Genomic DNA, 19,738 nt, shown 5'->3' on the forward strand with positions numbered 1-19,738 from the left:
ATGGCATGGAAATTGCTGCGCTTTCGACCCCAGTCTTGACGATCAGCGCGGAGAATTTGGAATGCTTGAGGGAGCCGAGGTGCGGCTTGCCGTTGATATCGGTGGCACGTTCACCGACATCGTGCTGGACGTGGGTCAGGATCGCAAGACGCGCAAGGTGCTGACGACGCCGCAGCGTCCCGAACAGGCCGTGCTGGACGGGATGCGTCTCATTCTCGCCGATGCGCGCGCGCATATCAGCGACATCGACGTCTTCATTCACGGCACCACGCTGGCGACCAACGCCATCATCGAGCGCCGCGGTGCCAAGACGGCCCTGATCGCGACCGAAGGCTTTCGCGACGTGCTCGATATCGGCACCGAAAGCCGCTACGACCAATATGATCTCGGAATCGACAAGCCGAGGCCGCTGGCGCCGCGCAGTTTGCGTTTCACCGTGCCCGAGCGCGTCGACGCCCACGGCGCGGTCCGTCTCCCGCTCGACGAAGCGTCGGTGCGTGCACTCGCGCCGAAATTGCGTGAGCTGGGCGTCGCGAGCGTTGCGATCGCCTTCCTGCACTCCTATGCCAATCCCGAGCACGAGCGACGTGCGGCCGCGATCCTGGCCGAGGAGATGCCAGGCATCTCCGTGACGGTGTCCTCGGCCGTTTGCCCGGAGATCCGCGAGTATGAGCGCACATCGACAGCGGTCGCGAACGCCTATGTGCAACCCCTGATCGACGGTTATCTCGCCCGCATGGCCGACGCCTTGCAGGTCGAGCAGTTCCGCGGCGCCATCTATCTCGTCACGTCAGGTGGCGGCGTCACCTCGATCGAGACGGCACGGCGCTTTCCGGTGCGCCTCGTCGAGTCCGGGCCTGCCGGCGGCGCAATCTTCGCGGCGCAGATCGCGGCGCGTCTTGGCGAGAGCAAGGTCCTGTCCTTCGATATGGGCGGCACCACGGCAAAGATCTGCCTGATCGAAAAGTACCAACCCGAGACTTCGCGCGTATTCGAGGTCGATCGCGCTGCGCGTTTCCTCAAAGGCTCCGGCTTGCCGGTGCGTATTCCCGTGATCGAGATGGTCGAGATCGGCGCCGGCGGCGGCTCGATCGCGCATGTCGATGCGATGAAGCGCGTCACCGTCGGGCCCGAGAGTGCCTCGTCCGAGCCGGGCCCGGCCTGCTATGGCCGCGGCGGCCAGCGTCCGGCCGTGACCGATGCGGACGTAGCGCTCGGCATGATCGATCCCGATGCTTTTGCGGCCGGTACGATCAAGCTCGACCCGGAACTTTCGAAGCAGGCGCTGCTGCGCGATGTCGGCGAGCCGCTGGGCCTGTCGGCAGAGACTGCGGCCTATGCCGTGCACGAGGTCGTCTGCGAGAACATGGCGAGCGCGGCGCGCGTCCATGCGGTCGAGCGCGGCGAGATCGTCGGCCAGCACACCTTGATCGCCTTTGGCGGTGCCGCGCCGCTGCATGCGGCGCGCGTTGCCGAGAAGATCGGCGTCTCCCGGGTGATCGTGCCGTCCAATGCCGGTGTCGGCTCGGCCGTCGGCTTTCTTGCCGCTCCGATCGCCTATGAGCTGGTGCGCAGCCGACATGTCCGGCTCGATGATTTCGACACCGAAGCGGTGTCGGATCTCCTGCAGGAGATGGTGACCGAGGCGCGCGCGCTGGTCGAGCCTGGCGCCGCCGGTGCGCCGGTGCGCGAGCGCCGTGCCGCCTTCATGCGCTATGTCGGCCAGGGCCATGAGATCTCGGTCGAGCTGCCGAACCGGCGGCTGACGACGGCTGATCTCGCCGGCCTTCGCCAGAAGTTCGAGGCGGACTATTCCGCGATGTTCGAGCGGCCGATTCCGGGCGCCGCCATCGAAGTGCTGAGCTGGTCGGTGCTAGCGACCACCGAGGCGCGCAATCCGCCCACCGTTGCGGCCGTCACGCGCAAGCCCGCAGGGAAGGCTGTCGGCAGCCGCAAATTCTTCGACGGCCGCGCCGGCGAGCTGATCGAGATCCCGCTCTATCGCCGCGAGGACATGGCGCCGGGCGCGACCATCGCAGGCCCGGCCGTGATCGCGGAGGACGAGACCTCGACCTTCGTCTCCACCAGTTTTGACGCCCATATCGACGGTGCCGGCAGCATCGTCATGGAACGAAAGGCGGCCTGATCATGAGCAAGGCAAATGGCGCGAGCCTGATCGACCTTCAGATCATGTGGCACCGGCTGATCGCCGTGGTCGAGGAGCAGGCGCAGGTGCTGCTCCGCACCGCCTTCAGCCCGATCGTGCGCGAATGCGGCGACCTCTCGGCCGGCGTGTTCGACCTCAAGGGGCGGATGCTGGCGCAGGCGGTGACCGGCACGCCCGGTCACGTCAATTCGATGGCGGAATCGGTCAAGCACTTCATCAACCACTTCCCGATCGAGACGATGAAGGAGGGCGATGCCTACATCACCAACGATCCCTGGATGGGCACCGGTCATCTCAACGACTTCGTCGTCACCACGCCCTGCTTCAAGGACGGCAAACCGGTCGCGCTGTTCTCCTGCACCAGCCATCTCATGGACATCGGCGGCATCGGCTTCGGGCCCGACGCCACCGACGTGTTCATGGAGGGGCTCTACATCCCCATGCTGAAGTTGATCGACCAGGGCGTCGTCAACGAGACGCTGATGGCGATGATCCGCACCAACACGCGTCTGCCGATCGATACCGAAGGCGACACCTATTCGCTGGCCGGCTGCAACGACGTCGGCTGCGAGCGCCTGGTCGAGATGACGACCGAGTTCGGTATCGACACGCTCGACGAGCTCGGCGACTACGTCTGCGACCGTTCGCGCGAGGCGGTTCTCGCCGAGATCGCGAAACTGCCGAAGGGCAGCTGGCGCAACACCATGGTGGTCGACGGCTATGATGCGCCGGTGACGCTGGCGGCGACGCTGACGATCTCGGATGCGGGCATCCATGTCGATTTCGACGGCACCTCCGCGGCCTCGAAGTTCGGCATCAACGTGCCCTTGTCCTACACCACCGCCTACACCGTGTTCGGCCTCGGCTGTGTCGTCGCCTCGCAGATTCCCAACAATGCCGGCTCGCTGTCGCCGCTGACGGTATCGGCGCCCGCAGGTGCGATCCTCAATGCACCCAAGCCGGCGCCGGTCGCCTCGCGCCACATCATCGGCCAGATGCTGCCCGACGTCGTGTTCGGCTGCCTGCGTCAGATCATTCCCGAGCGCGTGCCCGCTGAAGGCACCTCGTGCCTGTGGAATCTCAACGTCCGCGGCCAGACCCGCTCCGGCGTCGGCGGCAATTACGGGTTCTCGATGGCGGTGACATCGAATGGGGGCACCGGCGCGCGCTTCGGCAAGGACGGGCTGTCGGCCACCGCCTATCCCAGCGGCGTGCGCGGCACGCCGGTCGAGATCGCGGAGACGCAGACGCCGCTGATCTTCTGGCGCAAGGAGCTGCGTCCGGATTCCGGCGGGGCAGGGCGCACCCGCGGCGGCCTTGGGCAGATCATCGAGGTCGGTAGCGGCGTCGATGCGCCGTTCGACATCCTGGCGGCGTTCGACCGCATCGATCATCCGCCGCGCGGACGCGATGGCGGCCAGAACGGCGAGGCCGGCTATGTCGGCCTCAAGTCCGGAAAAAAGCTGCGTGGCAAAGGCTTTCAGCAGGTGCCGCCGGACGACCGGCTGGTGGTGCTGACGCCCGGCGGCGCCGGCATCGGTGCTCCCACGACGCGCGATCGTGCGGCGGTCAAGGACGATATCGAAAGCGGGCTTGTGTCCGCCGACAATGCGGCTGCAGTTTATGGGTACGCGCGCTGACATGTCAGTGCGCTTGATCAACGGAGGGGAGCAATGATCACGCGACGGAACTTCACCGCGGGCGCAGCGACGCTGCTCGCCACCGGTCACATCTCGACCCGCGCCCGGGCGGCGACGACGAGCTGGGACATGTCGACGGTCTGGCCCGACGGCAATTTCCACACCCAGAACGCGATGGCTTTTGCCGAAGAGGTGAAGAAGCAGACCGGCGGTGCGGTCGCGATCACCGTCAAGGCCGGTGGCCAGCTCGGCTTCAAGGGGCCCGAGCATTTGCGCGCCGTGCGCGACGGCCTGGTGCCGCTCGCCGACGTCCTCAACATCCAGCAGGTCGGCGACGAGCCCTTCATGGGCGTCGAGAGCATTCCCTTCCTCTGCGGCTCCGTGGACGAGCTCAAGGTGCTGCACAAATATGTGCGACCCGAATACGAGAAGATCGCCGCGCGCAACAACCAGAAGATCCTCTACATCGTGCCGTGGCCGACGCAATATCTGCACCTCAAGGCGAAGGTCGCCGACGTCGAGGGCCTGAAGAACATCAAGATCCGCGTGCCCGACAAGAATGCGGTCGATATGCTGAATGCGATCGGCATGGCCGCCGTGATGATCCCCTGGGGCGAAACGATTCCCGCGCTCGCCTCCGGCGCGGTGGCCGGGGTCTCGACCTCGTCTGTGTCGGGCGTCGACGGCAAGTTCTGGGAATTCCTGAAATATGTCTACCCGACCAACCACGTCTGGTCGTCGCAGATGCTCACCGTCAATCTGGATTCCTGGAAGGCGCTTCCCGCGGATCAGCAGAAGCTCGTGGGCGATATCGCTGCAAAGATGGAGCCGGGCTTCTGGGCGAACTCGCTCAAGGCCGACGTCGACAGCCTCAACCGCCTCAAGGAGGGCGGCATGGAGGTGGTGCCGGTCTCTGGCGCGATGATGACGGATATCCGAGCCAAGACCGCGCCGCAGCTGGATGCCTTCCTCAAGCGCGTGCCGGCGGCCGACAAGCCGGTGCGGGCCTATCTCGCCGAAATGAAGCGCGGCTGAGGGGCGGGATCGTGGTGAGCGTTTCGCCCGAAGCACCGCAAAGCCTCAATGCGGCGGCACCAGTGCCGCTGCGCATCCTGCTCGACGGAATCGACCGTCTCGGCCGGCTCGACGGCTGGATCGGCGGCGGTTGCCTGTTGATGCTGACGTTGCTGATGCTGTGCGAGGTCGCAACGCGCTTCCTCTCGAACTTCCTGCCGTTCTTTCCGCCGACGATCTCGATTGCCTGGGAGTACTCGTCTTATCTGATGGCGGCCTCCTTCACCTTCGGCGCCGCCATGACCTTGCGCGTCGGCGGCCATATCCGCGTCGTGCTGCTGCTGAAGAATGCACCAGTGCCGGTGCAGCGCGGGCTCGAGATCCTCTCGGCGGCCGCCGGCTTCGCCTTCATGGCGTTCCTGACCTCGGCCATGGCGAAGTTCGCCTTTGCCGCGTATACGCGCGGCCAAGTCTCGACCTCCAGCGATACGCCGCTGTGGTTTCCGGAAGCCGTCGTCACCTTCGGCATGCTGCTGCTCACGCTCCAGTTCCTGGCGCGCGCGATCCAGGCCGTGCTCGGCCTGCCGCTGGAGGATCATCGCATGAAGGCCTCGCCCGTCGAATGACAGCCGCGCCCGCACCCGGATTCAAGATCGCATGACCATCGAAGTCGTCGCCCTGTTCGCGATCCTGTTTGCGCTGCTTGCCTGCGGCGTGTGGATCGGCCTCACGCTAGCGCTCACCGCGACGCTTCTGCTCGCGATGTTCCGCTCGATCCCGCTCGACAAGCTGTTGCCGCAATATGCCTGGAACATCCTGACCACGCAGGAGCTGCTGGCGCTGCCGCTGTTCATCCTGATGGGCGAGCTGCTGTTTCGCACCCGCCTGTCGCGCTCGCTGTTTCAGGGGCTGGCGCCCTGGGCCGGGCTTCTGCCGGGCCGGCTGCTGCATGTCAACGTGATCGGCTGCACCATCTTCGCGGCGATCTCCGGTTCGTCGGCCGCGACCACGCAGGTGATCGGCCGCATGTCGCTCAACGAGTTGCTGCGCCGCGGCTATTCGCGCGACATCGCGATCGGCTCGCTCGCGGGCGCCGGCACGCTCGGCTTCCTGATCCCGCCGTCCAACATCATGATCATCTACGGCGTGCTCGGCGACGTCTCGATCCTGAAGCTGTTCACCGCCGGCGTGCTGCCCGGACTTCTGCTCGCCGCAACCTTCATGGGCTGGGTGATGCTGCATACGAGCCTCAAGCCCGCGATGGTGCCGGAGACGGAAGCGAAGCTTTCGCAGGTGCCCTGGAGCGAGCGCTTCGCCGCGCTGAAGGATCTCGCGCCGGCATTGTTCCTGATCGTTTGCGTGCTCGGTTCGATGTATGGCGGGCTCGCGACGCCGTCGGAAGCCGCCGCCGTCGGCGTGCTCGGCGCCGCGCTGGTTGCCTGGGCGCAGGGCTCGATGTCGCAGCAGGTGATGCGCGACGTGCTGATCGGCTCGGTCGTGACCTGCTCGATGATCGCGCTGATCGTGCTCGGCGCCTCGATCCTCGGCAATGCCGCGGCCTTCCTCGGCATCCCGCAGGCCGTCGCCGCCTTCGTCAAGGGGCTCGGCCTGTCGCCCTTCATGTTGATCGTCGTGCTGATCGTCTTCTACCTGATCCTCGGCTGCTTCCTCGACGGCTTCTCGATGATCGTGATGACCTTGCCGATCGTGCTGCCCATCGTGAAGGGAGCAGGATTCGACGAGATCTGGTTCGGCATCTTCCTCGTGCTTGCGGTCGAGATGGCGCAGATCACCCCGCCCGTCGGCTTCAACCTGTTCGTGATCCAGGGCCTGACGGAAGATGGCCTCGGCTACATCGCGCGCGTCACGATGCCTTATCTCATGATCATGATCGGCTTCGTGCTGCTGCTGACGCTCTGGCCCGGCATCGTCACGATTTTACCGCGGGTGCTGTACGGGTAATCGACATCTCGTCGCCGACTTTCGATAGCTCCCCGGCCAGGCCGCCCGGCTCGTCCCACCTACCATCCGTTGTGTTGCCCGACGGGCAAAACACGCCAGCACTGGGTCGATAGCTGCTTGCAAAAATATTCGAATTTACAGAAGTTCGGTTTTGCCGTACAACCGCGCCATCCCGCCTGCCACAAGGGGCGTTTCGCGATCGTCACGAAGCGCGGGCCGGGATGCGGTGGCCGCGACGGCGTCGGCGCGAATGGTGGCTGCAGGGCGGGCAACCGTGAGCAGCGACAGGCGCGATACGACACGGCGCTGACAGCGTCTTCGAATGGCCTCGACGGCGAGCGCACGCCAGCCGTGGAGAACCCAGCGAAGATGTGCGCGGACGGAGAAGTCGTGTGGTCCTGACGCCCGGGGTCTGTGCGTCAAGTCCTGCGGAGATGTCGCGCCAACCGGCGCGCATCGATCATCCGCAAGGCGACGGGGGCAATAGTGCATCGCTCCCCGGGGAGAGCACGAAGGACACCGTGAAAACCATCCGCGCAGGGAAGGCCGGGATGTCCCGGCGTCACCTGTCGTCCACCCCGTGCGCGCTTCTTTAGCACACGCGGGACTTCGGGTGCCAGCCGGCGCCCGGCCTTCCCTGCGCCCTTGCTTTCGAGAGGGCGGAAGAGATCAGCAAAAGCTCGGGCGAAACAAGCCGCGAGGATGAGCAGCCATGTCTATCGTCTATCGCAAAAAAATCGGTCTCGTGCCCCGGATGCAGCGCAGCAGCGTAAGAACGCTGCCGCGCGTCCGGGACACGAGAGAGGCGCGCCAAACGTCGTCCCGGCTTGTCGACCGGGACGACTTGCGCGAGCAAGAGCGAAGGGGTGTTCAGCTCGGCTTACGCCGCCGCCTTCTTGCGCGCGAGCTCGGCCTTGTACAGCTCGAACTCTTCAGCGACCGCCTTCGCGACTGACGGCCGCTGGCGCAGGCGCTCGTAATAGGCCTTCACGTTCGGCCATTTCGCGAGCTCGATCGGCGGCGTCGCCATGGTCCAGTTGATGACCGTGACCAGATAGGCGTCGGCGACGCTGAAATGGTCGAGCAGGAAGTCGCGCCCCTTCAGGTAGTTGTCGAGATAGTCGAGCCGCGACAGGTTCTTCTCGAGGGCATAGGCCTTGGCCTCCTGCGGCGCCTTGCGGTCGAGCAGCGGGATGAAGAGGCCCTTATGAAGCTCGGTGCCGACGAAGCAGAGCCATTGATGCAGGCGGGTGCGTTCGATGCCCTCTGCGGCGCCCAGCCCGGATTGCGGGAAGCGGTCGGCGACGTATTGCAGGATTGCCGCGTTCTCGGTCAGAACCACGCCCTCGTCGGTGCGCAGCGTCGGCACCAGGCCGATCGGATTGACGGCGCGGAAGTCGGAGCCGTCGCTCAGCACGGTCTTGGTCGGCGGGTCGACCTCGAGATAGTTGGCCTCGGCACCGGCTTCATACAGCGCGACGCGGGTTGCCATCGAACAGGCGAGCGGCGAGAAATAGAGATCCATCTGTAGCCTCCTTGGGCAATTCCTGGGATTTCGCTCAACCTGGCCAGATTGATTTTTGTACCATCTTGCATAATATGAGGTTGGTCAAGGATTAATTTGCGAAATGGTACAAAAATCGAAGCCGCCAGCTGCTGCCAATGAGCCCGAGGGCCGCGGCCAACCCGAGCGCGGCGGCCAACCTAAGCGCCGCGGCCGTCCGCGTGCCTACGAGCCTGACGTTGCACTCGGCAAGGCGCTCGACCTGTTCCGGAAGCAGGGTTTTGCCGCGACCTCGCTCGATGATTTGAGCGAAGCGACCGGGATGAACCGACCGAGTCTCTACGGCGCCTTCGGCGACAAGCGCGAGCTCTACATCAAGAGCTATCAACGCTACCGCGAGGACGCGCGGGCTTCCATGGCCGCGATCTTCCGCGAGGAAATGCCGGTGCGTCAGCGGCTGGAGCGCATCTTCGCCTCCGCGCTGAGCATCTATCTCTCAGGCGAGACCGGCCCGCGCGGCTGCTTCACGGTGGTGACCGCGGCGTCAGAAGCCGTTGGCGATCCCGAGATTCGCGCCATGGTGCTCGACGGTCTCACCGAGCTCGACAAGGCCTTTGCGAGCTGCTTCCGCCGCGCCAAGGAGAAGGGCGAGCTGCCGGAGAGCGCCGATCCGGTCGTGCTGGCACAGATCGCATCAGCCACCGTCCACACCATCGCCATCCGCTCGCGCGCGCGCGTGTCGCGCAAGGAGCTGGAGGCGATCGTGAAGGGCGCGATCGACGTGATGGTGGGGGGCAAGGAGTAGGCTGTCGTCCCGGACAAGCGCAGCGAAGCGGAGCGCAGATCCGGGATCCATAACCACGGGGAGGAGTTTGGCGAAGACTCGGAGTTACCAGCTCGCCTAACAACTTCTCCCTGGGGTTATGGGTCCCCGCCTTCGCGGGGACGACAGTGAGTATGCTGCGCGATCCTGCGTCCCAACTACGCCGCGCGAATCTGCGCGAGGAAGCGATCCACCTCGTCCCGCAGTCGCTGCGACTGCTTCGACAGCTCGATCGCCGAACCCAGCACCTCCTCGGCCGCCGTGCCCGTCGCGGCGATGCCGGCGGTGACACCGGAGATGTTCTGCGAGACCTCGCCGGTGCGGGCAGCCGCCTGCTGGACGTTCTGGGCGATCTCCTGCGTCGCCGTGCCCTGCTGGCCGACGGCTGCGGCGATCGCGGCGGAAATTTCGTCGACCTGCTGGATCGTCGCGCAGATCGACTGGATGCCGTCCACAGCGCCTGATGTCTCGCCCTGCACCGCGTGGACCTGGGCGCCGATTTCCTCGGTCGCCTTCGCCGTCTGCGTCGCCAGGGCCTTGACCTCGGAAGCGACCACGGCAAAGCCGCGGCCGGCTTCGCCCGCGCGCGCCGCTTCGATCGTCGCGTTCAGCGCCAGCAGGTTGGTCTGGCCCGCGATGCCGTTGATGAAGGAGACGACGTCGCCGATCTTCTGCGCCGCGTCTGCCAGGCTCTGCACGCGCTCGTTCGAGCGCCGGCCGTCGCTCGCGGCCTTGCCCACCACTTCGGTGGCGTGGGCGAGGCGCCGGCTGATCTCGGTCATCGACGAGGACAGCTCTTCCGCCGCCGCTGCGACGGTCTGCACATTCTCCGAGGCCAGTGTCGAGGCCGACGACACCGCGCGCGTCTGCTGTCGGGACTGCTCGACGATGGCCGACATCGACCGCGCCGTATGCTCCATCTCGACCGCAGCCGAGGACACCGTGGTGACGACGTCGCGGATGCTGGCCTCGAAATTGTCGGCAAGCGCGGCGAAGGCGCGCCGCTTCTCCGCTTCGGACTGCGCCTTGGCTTCCAGCTGCTCGGCCTGAAGCTTGCCAAAGTTGACGGCGTTGTCGCGGAACACCGCGACCGCCTTCACCATCGCCCCGACTTCGTCGTTCGCCTTGCTGGCGGGGATGGTGACGTCGGTCCGGCCGTCCGCGAGCTCGCGCATGACGGACGTGATGGAGAGGATCGGACGCGAGATGCTGCGGGCGATGAGATAGCCGACGATGGCGGCAAGCACGAGCCCGATCGCGGCGATTGCGATCGCGAGCATCCAGGCGCGGTCGGCCGAGGCCTCGTAATCGGCATTGTCCATCACCAGCTCGACGGCGCCGAGCGGCTTTCCGGAAAAATCCTTGATCGGGCCGAGCAGCGCTGCCACCGGCGTGTTGTCGAGCTTGGCCCGCTTCACCGTGAAGCTGCCTGTGGTAGCGCGGCCGTAATCGGCCGCGTCGAAGAAGCTCTTGCCCTTCAGCGTGCCGCCGAACAGCTTGAAGCCCGAGCCGTCGGCGAGGTGGAAGGCGACGTCGACATGGCGGTTGGTCTTGAAGTCGTCGAGGAAGGACTGGCCGAAGGTCAGGCCGAATTCGACCGAGCCGAGATGCTTAGCCCCTTGCGCGATCGGCACCACGCCGCGGATGCCGAGCCCGGCAACGCCGCCTTCGAGGCCGACCACGACCTTGCGATCCTGGTTGGCGACGACGACGGTCTTGCGGAAGCCGGAGAGATCGTCGCCGAATTTCGCGGGCTGGTGCACACGCAGGAACGAGGTCGCCGGCGCCACATGAAACTGGAACTGCTCGACACCGTATTCCGATTTGGTCGCGGCAAAGACCGGCCCGAACAGGGCTATCAGAGCGTTGCGGTCCTGCTTGGCCATCGCATCCTGCGTCGCCGGCATCGCGGCCACGACCGTGCTCATGGCGGCGGCCCGGTGCGATTCCTCGGCGATGCGCGACTGAAGGGCATCATAATGGCTGTGCAGCTCGCGCTGGTCGGCGCGGTCGATGATCCCAGCGATGATCCACATCGCCCCGAGCACCGCAAACAGGGCGGTTGCCGCCGCCGTCACCGCGAGGGCAACCGTGATCCGCATCCTGAGGCCGAGGCTCGCGCGCATGTCCGACTCGTTGTTTGAGCGTTGGTTAACACCGCTTATCAACTTCACGCTAAGAGAGAGTGAACGGGATACCGGCGGAACGCGGTGGTTGTGGGGGGAGGCTGTCTGCCCGACAAGCGGTGTCGTCCCCGCGCCCGTGCGCAATTGCGCACTAGGCGGGGACGACACTGAATATGAGGTGACGGTGCTCGCGAAAATCCCGGCGCCTAATACCCCCTGGCCCGGTCCACCACGTTCTCCAACGCGCCGCCGGCCTCGAACCGTGCGATCTGCTCGGCGACATAGGCCGAGATCGCATCCGCATCGGTGTCGGCTGCGTTGTGCGGCGTCAGCACCACCTTGGGATGGGTCCAGAACCGGCTGTCCGCCGGCTGCGGCTCCTGCACGAAGACGTCAAGCGAGGCGGCGCCCAGCGTGCCGTCGTCGAGGCAGGCGAGGATGTCGGCCTCGTTCTGCAAGCCGCCGCGGCCCGCATTGATCAGCACCGGGGCGCCGAGCGGGCTGTTGCGGTTGAGCTTGGTGAAGACGTCGCGGTTGAGGATGCCGTGCGTCTCCGGCGTCAGCGGCAGCAGGCAGACCAGGATGTCGGTCGCGCGCAGGAACGCATCGATCTGGGCCGAGCCATGGAAGCATTCGACACCGTCGATGGCGCGCGGGCTGCGGCTCCAGCCGGCGACGCGGAAGCCGAGCCGGCGCAGCACGTCGGCCGCATCCGCTCCTAACGTGCCAAGCCCCATGACACCAACCGTGACGGCGCTGGCAGGCCATTGATATTTCGGCTCCCAGCGTTTTGCGCGCTGCGAGTCCCGCAAATAGAGCTCCTGGCGGTGGTGCATCAGTACGTGCAGCACGACATATTCGGTCATGCGGCCGGTCAGATCGGGTACGGCGACCCGGACCAGCGGCACATCGGGCAGGCTCTTGTCCGCCATCAGCGCATCGACGCCGGCACCGAGATTGAAGATCGCCCGCAGATTGGGGAAGGCGCCGAGATCGCCCGGCACCGGCTTCCACACCGTGGCATAGTGCACCTCGGCCGGATCGAGCGTGGAATCCGGCAGCAACACTACACGGCGGCCGCCGCAGACAGCATCAAACCGGGCCTTCCAGCGCTCCGGCAACCAGTTCTGCTGCGTGCTATTGATCAGGACGGCCAGTGTGCCCTTGGTCATTCGAATTGCCTCGTCGGGTTCCGCTTACGAAGGCCCTCCTTGGCACGATCTGCCGGATTTTTCTCGCAAATTTTTTCCGCAGTCCTGTCGGGGCGGGGCATATTGGCGCGTCTTTAGAACAGACGAGGAAAGTGTCGCCTATGCTTTATGCCATCCTTTGCTATCACGATGAGGACTTCGTCGGCTCCTGGAGCAAGGAGCAGGACGAGGCCGTGATGAAGAAGCTCGCCGTGGTGCAGGAGAAGCTCACGAGCCAAGGCCGGCTCGGGCCGGTGGCGCGGCTGCTGCCGACTACGGCCGCTGCTACCTTGCGCAAGGAGGACCCGCCGCTGGTGCTCGACGGCCCCTATGCCGAGACCAAGGAGCAGCTGCTCGGCTTCTACATCGTCGACTGCAAGAATCTCGATGAGGCGCTCGACGTCGCCCGCGACCTTGGCGCTGCCAATCCCGGCGGCGCCTATGAGGTGCGTCCCGTCGGCGTGTTCCGGCCCGGAGGAAACCTGACGTGAGCGAGACCGACACCGGCTGGATCGAGACCGCGCTGACCTCGGCGCGACCCCAGGCGGTCGGCGCGCTGCTGCGTTATTTCCGCGATCTCGACACCGCCGAGGAGGCGTTCCAGAACGCCTCGCTGCGCGCGCTCAAGTCCTGGCCGCAGAACGGGCCGCCGCGCGATCCTGCGGCCTGGCTGATCATGGTCGGCCGCAACGCCGCCATCGACGAGGTGCGCCGGACCCGCAAGCAGCAGCCGCTGCCTGAGGACGACCAGGCGATCTCCGATCTCGACGACGCCGAAGGCGCGCTGGCCGAACGGCTCGACGGTTCGCACTACCGCGACGACATCCTGCGGTTGATGTTCATCTGCTGCCATCCGCAATTGCCGGCGACGCAGCAGATCGCGCTGGCGCTGCGCATCGTCTCGGGGCTTACCGTGAAGCAGATCGCGCGCGCCTTCCTGGTGTCGGACGCGGCGATGGAGCAGCGCATCACCCGCGCCAAGGCGAAGGTCGCCGAAGCCGGGACGCCGTTCGAAGCACCCGGCGCAATCGAGCGCTCCGAGCGGCTCGCCGGCGTCGCGGCGATGATCTACCTGATCTTCAACGAGGGCTATTCGGCGAGCGGCGACACCGCGGAGATCCGCAAGCCGCTCTGCGAGGAGGCGATCCGGCTGGGGCGCCTGCTGCTCAGGCTGTTTCCGAGCGAGCCGGAGATCATGGGGCTCACGGCGCTCATCTTGCTGCAGCATGCGCGCAGTGCCGCGCGCTTTGCCGCCGACGGCTCGCTGATCCTGCTGGACGACCAGGACCGTTCGCTGTGGAATGGCACCATGATCGCGGAGGGGCTGGCGCTGATCGACAAGGCGATGCGCCACCGTCGCAGCGGGCCCTATCAGATCCAGGCCGCGATCGCTGCATTGCATGCCCGCGCGGCGACGCCGGAGGAGACCGACTGGGCGCAGATCGACCTGCTCTACGGCGCGCTCGAGGTCGTGCAGCCGTCTCCCGTGGTGACGCTCAACCGCGCGGTCGCGGTCTCCAAGGTGCGGGGGCCGCAAGCCGCGCTCGATCTGATCGAGCCGCTTGCACCGAAGCTCGCCAACTACTTCCATTTCTACGGCGTGCGCGGCGCCTTCCTGATGCAGCTCGGTCGCAACGACGAGGCACGTGTCGCCTTCGACCGCGCCATCGCGCTTGCCAACACGTCCGCAGAAGCGGCCCACATTCGCATGCACATCGATCGCCTGATCCGGGACAGCCAGCCGAAGGCGGGCGCGCGGCAGGGCGCGAAAGTGAAGTAGACCCGTCGGTCTCCACATCATCGTGTCGGGACAAGCCCGGCCATGACGTGGGGTGGGTAGCGTGCAAAATTTCATTCCGGCAATTGTCGGCTCCTGCCGTTCCCGTTCGTCCTAAGCCCGTACCCACGGAGCCCCTTCATGCTGAAAGCCATTGCCGTCATCGCCGTCGTGCTCGCCGTTGGAATCGCGGGCGTCCTCGCCTTTGCCCTGACAAAATCTGACACCTTCCGCGTCGAGCGGAGCCTCGCGGTGAAGGCGCCAGCCGGAGCGATCTATCCGCAGGTCGCCGATTTCCGCCGTTGGACCAACTGGTCCCCCTATGAGACCCGCGATCCCGCCATGAAGCGCACCTTCGGTGGATCTGAGGGAGGCAAGGGCGCGACCTATGCTTGGGATGGCAACAACAATGTCGGCGCCGGCCGCATGGAGATCCTCGAGGCGACCGGGCCGTCCAAGCTTCGCATCAAGCTCGATTTCGAGCGGCCGTTCGAAGGTCACAACACCGCCGAGTTCACCTTTGTGCCGCAAGGCGATGCTACTCTGGTCACATGGGCGATGTACGGTCCGGCTCCGTTCATGTCCAAGATCATGCAGGTGTTCATCAACATGGACAGCATGATCGGCAAGGATTTCGATGCCGGCCTCGCCAGCCTGAAGAAGCTGGCCGAGAAGCAATAAGCCTCACTGCAAACGAAGAGGAGAGAAACGATGCTCAACGCTTATCTGTTCTATCAGGACACCTGCGAAGCTGCGTTCAACTTCTACGCCAAGGTCCTGGGCGGCAAGATCGACGCCATGATGCGGTCATCGGATGCGCCGCCGGAGATGCCCGCCGCGCCCGGCCGCGAGAAGATGATCATGCATGCGCGGATGTCACTGCCCGACGGCAGCGTGCTGATGGCTTCCGACGCGCCGCCGGAGCATTTCGTCAAGCCGCAAGGCTTTTCGATCTCGCTCACCGTCAAGGACCCTGCGGACGGCGAGCGTAAGTTCAATGCACTCGCCGATGGCGGCACCGTCACCATGCCGTTCAGCAAGACGTTCTGGGCCAAGGGCTTTGGCATGTGCGTCGACAAGTTCGGCATTCCCTGGATGGTGAACTGCCCGGCCGAAGGAATGTGACAGGCGCGAGCCTGCACGATCTGTGGAGCTGCGATCCCCTCTCTCCACTGTCGCGGGAGAGGGGACGCCTGGATTTATCGCGTCATACCCGGATCGGTCGTGAGCTCGCTCAACGGACCGATCCGGTCGCGTCCTCGCTCTGCTGCGGCGACTGAACGCAGCGAGGGCAGATCACGAGCTTGGTGCCGAGCTGCTTGTCGTTCTCGGCTTCGATCTCGTCATGGACCGCCCACCACGCATCCGAATATGGCCGCAAGGTGCCGAGCACTCGTTCCCGCTCCTGATTGGGATCAGCTGCCGCGGGCGCGGGGTTCGTCGCGCGCCGCTTCGCGACATGCGGGCGATGCGAGGCTTTGTTGGGGTCCTGGCCGAGGCCATCCCATGCGATCGGACGACGCTCCTGCGCCGGTGCGACTGCACATCCAAGCAGCGCTGTGCAGAAAGTAAGCAAGATGAAGCCGCGTCGTATCATGCCGGACCCAAAGTTCGATGCGCAATGCGCAAGCTTCCACACGGGAAACTTGCATGCATCGCTCAAATGGAACTTAAGGCAAACGATTGGCGGGCGTGGCCGAGGAATGAACTCACGATTCGCATCACTTTGCGGGAGCAGTGAGGCCGCTTCGTGAAACCATGCGGACTGCATCGCACAACAATTGACGCAATATTGGGCTGTAATCTGCACGTCAGAATCGCTATTGGTGAATCACAAAATCTAAAAAGCTGGGGTGGACGTCACTTGGAAGGGGAGCGACCGATGGCGGCGGCGCTACAGATCAATTTTGCCCTGTGGGGGATGCTTATCTGCGTCAGCATGAAGCTGGGGCCGGTGATCCAGACTCTTTATTGACGGCAGCCAAAGTGTGAAGGCGTGGAGACCCCGGTGCGCACATTGGGTGCGACACAGGGAACCTGCCGTGTGGCCTCGGGCCGGCCAAGCCAAATGCCTTTGATGTGACGCGGTTCACAGAACTCATTCACGTCACATCCGTGGCGGCTGCCACATTCGTCAGCGGCAGCGCGGATAGATCGCGGCGAGATCGCGCCCCTTGAGCAAGAGCAGCCGCGAGGTGAGGCCGCCACGGCGGCTGATCCAGTCGCGCACTGGGCCGGGATAGGCGGCAAGCACCGCGACCGATGCTTCCGGCTCGGCATAAAAGCGCCCGCGCCGGTCGACCGAACGTGCCGCATGGAAGCCGAGCACTGCGCGCTTGGTGACGCAGATGCGCTCGCCCGGCACGATGCTCAGCACCAGGGTACAAGCCGATAGGCAGGGACCATCGATCACCACGCGCTCGCCGCTCTCGCGCACCTTCTCGAACAAATCGAGGAACGGCCCCACCTGTCCGCCCGGAGACTGGATGATGCGGATTTCAGCGGACGCGGGCGCGGTGGCGAGCAGCGCGAATGCAAGCATCAGGGCGTTGAGCAAGGAGATGCGTCGCATGAAGTCTCCACCTAAATCGGTTCCGTAGGGTGGGTTACGCCCAGCGGCCCGCGCAGCGGCAGTGCTAACCCACCCTACAATTTCCGGACCTATCCGTTGCGGCGCTGGCCGCGCAGCGTGGGCAGGCCGATACCTGCCGCATCGAAGCCGCCATCAACGGCCAAAATTTGGCCGGTGATGTAGCTCGCATTTGCCGAGCACAGGAAGTAGATCGCTTCCGCAAGCTCCTCCTCCAGGCCGTAGCGATTGAGCGGAATGGCGTCGTGATAGTCGGCGCGGATCTCCTTGGTATGCACCTGCTTCGCCATCGCCGTGTCGACCGTCCCCGGCGCGACCGCGTTGACGCGGATGTTGAGCGAGGCGAGCTCGACCGCGAGCTGCTTGGTCAGGTGCGCGAGCCCGGCCTTGCTGGTGCCGTAGGCCGAGCGCAGCGTCGAGGCGCGCACCGCCGAGATCGAGGTGATGTTGACGATGGCGCCGCCATGGCCTTCGCGCATCAAGGGAACCGCGGCCTTGGCGCAGAGGAACGGGCCGGTGAGATTGACCTCGAGCACGCGGCGCCAATCGGTCTCGGACGTCTCCATCAGCGGTGCGAACACCGCGATTCCGGCATTGTTGACCAGTGCATCCAGTCGGCCGAACCGGCGCTCGACCGCCTCCATTGCATCGCTCACCGCGGCGGCATCCGAGACGTCGCAGGTCAGCGCCAGCGTCGCCTCGCCTTGGTCGATTTCGGCGACCGCCCGGCCGAGCAACTCGCCCTCGATGTCGAGCAGCGCCACGCGCCAACCCTCGGCCAGGAACTTCTTCGCGGTCGCAAGCCCGATGCCGCGGGCGGCTCCGGTAACGAGAGCGATTTTTTGCGGGGCTTGCGGCATGGCAGAATTGTCCTCGAGTAGCATATGGGCGCAGGAGTGCAGGCTCCTTTTACTGCGCTTTTGTGCTGACGAGGAAGGGGCAGGCGAGGGCTGCGTACAGCTGGCAAAATGCCAAATCCGTCACCCGAGGCGGCCGCTTCTTCGCGGCCCTCGAAGGATGACGAACATGGAGGGGAAGTCGTCCTTACGCCAGCTCCGCCGAGGCACGCTGCATGTTGGCCGACATGTCCGCGGTCACAATGCTCTGCTCCTCGACCGCGGCTGCGGTGGAGGCGATGAACTCGTTGACACCTGCGATCGCGGCCTTGATCGCGGTCAGGGAGCTCGCGACGTCGCCGGAGATGGTGTTCAGCGCGTCGATTTCGGACGTGATCGTGTCGGTCGCCTGCTTGGCCTGGCTCGCGAGATTCTTCACCTCGGAGGCGACCACCGCAAAGCCGCGTCCCGCTTCGCCGGCGCGGGCCGATTCAATCGTGGCGTTGAGCGCGAGCAGATTGATCTGGCTGGTGATGCCCGAGATCATCTCGACGATGCCGCTCATGGCCTGTGCGGCGGCCGTCAGCTTCTGGGCCTGGAGGTCGGCGGACTCGACCCTTGTGGTCGCGACCTTGGACGTCTCGCGCGACTTCGTCATGGTCTCGGAGATCTCGCGGATCGAGGCGCTCATCTCTTCGCTGCCGGCCGCGACCGCATCGATCAGCCCGCGCGCGTTGTCGGCCTTCTTGCGGCCGATCGCCTGCGCGGTGATGTCGGTGGCGTATTTCACCACCTTGTACGGCTTGCCGTTGAGATCGAAGATTGGGTTGTAGGACGCCTGGATCCAGATCTCGCGGCCTCCCTTGGCGATGCGCTTGTATTCGGCGGCCTGGTATTCGCCGCGATTGAGCGCTTCCCAGAACTGGCGGTAGGCGGCCGAATTCTTCTCGTTCGGCTCGACGAACATGGAATGGTGCTGGCCCTTGATCTCGGCCAGCGCATAGCCCATCGCCTTCAGGAAGTTCTCGTTGGCAGTGCGGATCGTGCCGTCCATGTTGAACTCGATCACCGCCTGCGACTTCTGGATCGCGGCGAGCTGGCCGTCATTGTCGGCCGCCTTCATCTTCTGCGCGGTGACGTCGGTGGCGAACTTCACCACCTTGAACGGCTTGCCGTTCTCATCGAGAATCGGATTGTAGGTGGCCAGAATCCAGATTTCCTTAGCCCCCTTGCCGAGCCGCTTGTATTCGGCAGCCTCGAACTCGCCACGGTTCAGCTTGGCCCAGAACGCGGCATAGGCCGGGCTCGCACGGTCCTCTGGTGTCACGAACATGGAGTGGTGCTTGCCCTTGATCTCATCGAGCGAATAGCCCATCGCGCCAAGGAAATTCTCGTTGGCGGTGACGATGGTGCCGTCCATGTTGAACTCGATCACGGCCTGCGCGCGGTTGATCGCGGCGATCTTGCCGGACTCTTCCATGGCCTTGATCTTATAGGCCGTGATGTCGGTGGCGAACTTGATGAAGCTGACCACCTTGCCGTTTTCGTCGCGTAGCGGGGCGTAGGACGCGTGGACCCAGACTTCCCTGCCGCCCTTGCCGAAACGCTTGTATTGCGTGGTCTGGAATTCCCCGCGGTTCAGGCTGGCCCAAAAATCGCGGTAGCGAGCGCTCTCGCGCTCGGCCGGGTTGACGAAGATGCTGTGATGCTTTCCCTTGATCTCGGCAAGTGTATAGCCGCTCATCTTGAGAAGGTTTTCGTTGGCGTCGAGGATGGTGCCGTCGAGACCGAATTCGATCACGGCTTGCGACCGGTCGAGCGCCTCGACCTCCGCGATGGCGTGCCTGACCTTCTTGCTCAGGAAATTGAACACGTAAGCCCCGCAATGCTCGGACGCGATCCGACAGGATCGCCATACCGTTTCCCCTGAGCTGAAAGTTGCATGCTATCCTTGAGCATCGGTAAATTCCGGAACACGCCGCGACGAGCTCCGCGACTCCACGTGCGACGGCCAACTACTTCAACTGACAGCTGCTCTTGGTTTATATGCACGCTGGAGTTCACAACGCGGAGCCGTACTTGTACGGGGGCGCCGCCGAGATATTTTTT

18 protein-coding genes are annotated in these 19,738 nt (G+C 65.0%); 11 read left to right on the plus strand and 7 right to left on the minus strand.

Annotated features, from left to right (window positions below; genetic code table 11):
* Window positions 1-61: 61 nt before the first annotated feature.
* The 6 genes from GGD67_RS34270 to GGD67_RS34295 all read left to right on the plus strand — a co-directional run bounded on the left by GGD67_RS34270 (window position 62) and on the right by GGD67_RS34295 (window position 7,185).
* Window positions 62-2,146, plus strand: a complete 2,085-nt coding sequence (locus GGD67_RS34270) for a hydantoinase/oxoprolinase family protein (protein ID WP_179738963.1) — start codon at window positions 62-64, stop codon at window positions 2,144-2,146.
* Between the two features lie 2 nt (window positions 2,147-2,148).
* Window positions 2,149-3,807, plus strand: coding sequence for a hydantoinase B/oxoprolinase family protein (locus GGD67_RS34275; RefSeq protein WP_179738965.1), 1,659 nt, complete (start codon window positions 2,149-2,151; stop codon window positions 3,805-3,807).
* Between the two features lie 33 nt (window positions 3,808-3,840).
* Complete coding sequence (locus GGD67_RS34280) at window positions 3,841-4,842, plus strand: TRAP transporter substrate-binding protein (protein ID WP_179738967.1); 1,002 nt, start codon at window positions 3,841-3,843, stop codon at window positions 4,840-4,842.
* Between the two features lie 11 nt (window positions 4,843-4,853).
* Complete coding sequence (locus tag GGD67_RS34285; protein ID WP_179738969.1) at window positions 4,854-5,447, plus strand: TRAP transporter small permease subunit; 594 nt, start codon at window positions 4,854-4,856, stop codon at window positions 5,445-5,447.
* A gap of 31 nt (window positions 5,448-5,478) precedes the next feature.
* Window positions 5,479-6,783 carry a TRAP transporter large permease gene (locus tag GGD67_RS34290; RefSeq protein ID WP_179738971.1) on the plus strand — a complete coding sequence of 435 codons (1,305 nt, stop codon included), beginning with the start codon at window positions 5,479-5,481 and terminating at the stop codon, window positions 6,781-6,783.
* A 117-nt stretch (window positions 6,784-6,900) separates the two neighbouring features.
* A complete protein-coding gene (locus tag GGD67_RS34295; protein ID WP_179738973.1) occupies window positions 6,901-7,185 on the plus strand; it encodes a hypothetical protein in 285 nt (94 codons plus the stop codon).
* A 478-nt stretch (window positions 7,186-7,663) separates the two neighbouring features.
* Here the strand turns inward: GGD67_RS34295 and GGD67_RS34300 are convergent, their stop codons facing one another.
* The gene (locus GGD67_RS34300) at window positions 7,664-8,308 is read right to left on the minus strand and encodes a glutathione binding-like protein (protein WP_092254634.1); all 645 of its coding nucleotides are present in this window, start codon (window positions 8,306-8,308) and stop codon (window positions 7,664-7,666) included.
* Window positions 8,309-8,411: 103 nt separating this feature from the next.
* Between GGD67_RS34300 and GGD67_RS34305 the strand changes: the two genes are divergently transcribed.
* Entirely contained in the window at window positions 8,412-9,092 is a 681-nt protein-coding gene (locus GGD67_RS34305) for a TetR/AcrR family transcriptional regulator (protein ID WP_179738975.1), read from the plus strand.
* A 176-nt stretch (window positions 9,093-9,268) separates the two neighbouring features.
* On the opposite strand, the gene GGD67_RS34310 is transcribed toward GGD67_RS34305, so the two are convergent.
* On the minus strand, window positions 9,269-11,236 hold the full coding sequence (locus GGD67_RS34310; protein WP_179738977.1) for a methyl-accepting chemotaxis protein: 1,968 nt from the start codon (window positions 11,234-11,236) through the stop codon (window positions 9,269-9,271).
* 206 nt (window positions 11,237-11,442) lie between these two features.
* A complete protein-coding gene (locus GGD67_RS34315) occupies window positions 11,443-12,408 on the minus strand; it encodes a glyoxylate/hydroxypyruvate reductase A (protein ID WP_018317749.1) in 966 nt (321 codons plus the stop codon).
* Between the two features lie 140 nt (window positions 12,409-12,548).
* On the opposite strand from GGD67_RS34315, the gene GGD67_RS34320 reads away from it, so the two are divergent.
* The 4 genes from GGD67_RS34320 (at window position 12,549) to GGD67_RS34335 (ending at window position 15,328) form a co-directional block, all read left to right on the plus strand.
* The gene (locus GGD67_RS34320) at window positions 12,549-12,917 is read left to right on the plus strand and encodes a YciI family protein (protein WP_028138414.1); all 369 of its coding nucleotides are present in this window, start codon (window positions 12,549-12,551) and stop codon (window positions 12,915-12,917) included.
* A complete protein-coding gene (locus tag GGD67_RS34325) occupies window positions 12,914-14,206 on the plus strand; it encodes an RNA polymerase sigma factor (RefSeq protein ID WP_179738979.1) in 1,293 nt (430 codons plus the stop codon). Before GGD67_RS34320 ends, GGD67_RS34325 begins: the two co-directional genes overlap by 4 nt.
* Before the next feature lie 138 nt (window positions 14,207-14,344).
* On the plus strand, window positions 14,345-14,884 hold the full coding sequence (locus tag GGD67_RS34330) for an SRPBCC family protein (protein WP_179738981.1): 540 nt from the start codon (window positions 14,345-14,347) through the stop codon (window positions 14,882-14,884).
* Between the two features lie 30 nt (window positions 14,885-14,914).
* On the plus strand, window positions 14,915-15,328 hold the full coding sequence (locus tag GGD67_RS34335) for a VOC family protein (RefSeq protein WP_179738983.1): 414 nt from the start codon (window positions 14,915-14,917) through the stop codon (window positions 15,326-15,328).
* A 109-nt stretch (window positions 15,329-15,437) separates the two neighbouring features.
* Here GGD67_RS34335 and GGD67_RS34340 read toward each other — a convergent pair whose 3' ends face one another.
* The 4 genes from GGD67_RS34340 to GGD67_RS34355 form a co-directional block, all read right to left on the minus strand.
* Window positions 15,438-15,800: a hypothetical protein gene (locus tag GGD67_RS34340; RefSeq protein ID WP_179738985.1), complete on the minus strand. Its 363-nt coding sequence runs from the start codon at window positions 15,798-15,800 to the stop codon at window positions 15,438-15,440.
* 537 nt (window positions 15,801-16,337) lie between these two features.
* Window positions 16,338-16,775, minus strand: coding sequence for a hypothetical protein (locus tag GGD67_RS34345; protein ID WP_018317756.1), 438 nt, complete (start codon window positions 16,773-16,775; stop codon window positions 16,338-16,340).
* Window positions 16,776-16,864: 89 nt separating this feature from the next.
* Window positions 16,865-17,653 carry an SDR family NAD(P)-dependent oxidoreductase gene (locus tag GGD67_RS34350; RefSeq protein ID WP_179738987.1) on the minus strand — a complete coding sequence of 263 codons (789 nt, stop codon included), beginning with the start codon at window positions 17,651-17,653 and terminating at the stop codon, window positions 16,865-16,867.
* Between the two features lie 184 nt (window positions 17,654-17,837).
* Window positions 17,838-19,502, minus strand: coding sequence for a PAS domain-containing methyl-accepting chemotaxis protein (locus GGD67_RS34355; protein WP_179738989.1), 1,665 nt, complete (start codon window positions 19,500-19,502; stop codon window positions 17,838-17,840).
* Window positions 19,503-19,738: the final 236 nt, after the last annotated feature.

Origin of the sequence: Bradyrhizobium sp. IAR9, from assembly GCF_013408065.1 — a bacterium.
Classification (GTDB): Bacteria; Pseudomonadota; Alphaproteobacteria; order Rhizobiales; family Xanthobacteraceae; genus Bradyrhizobium.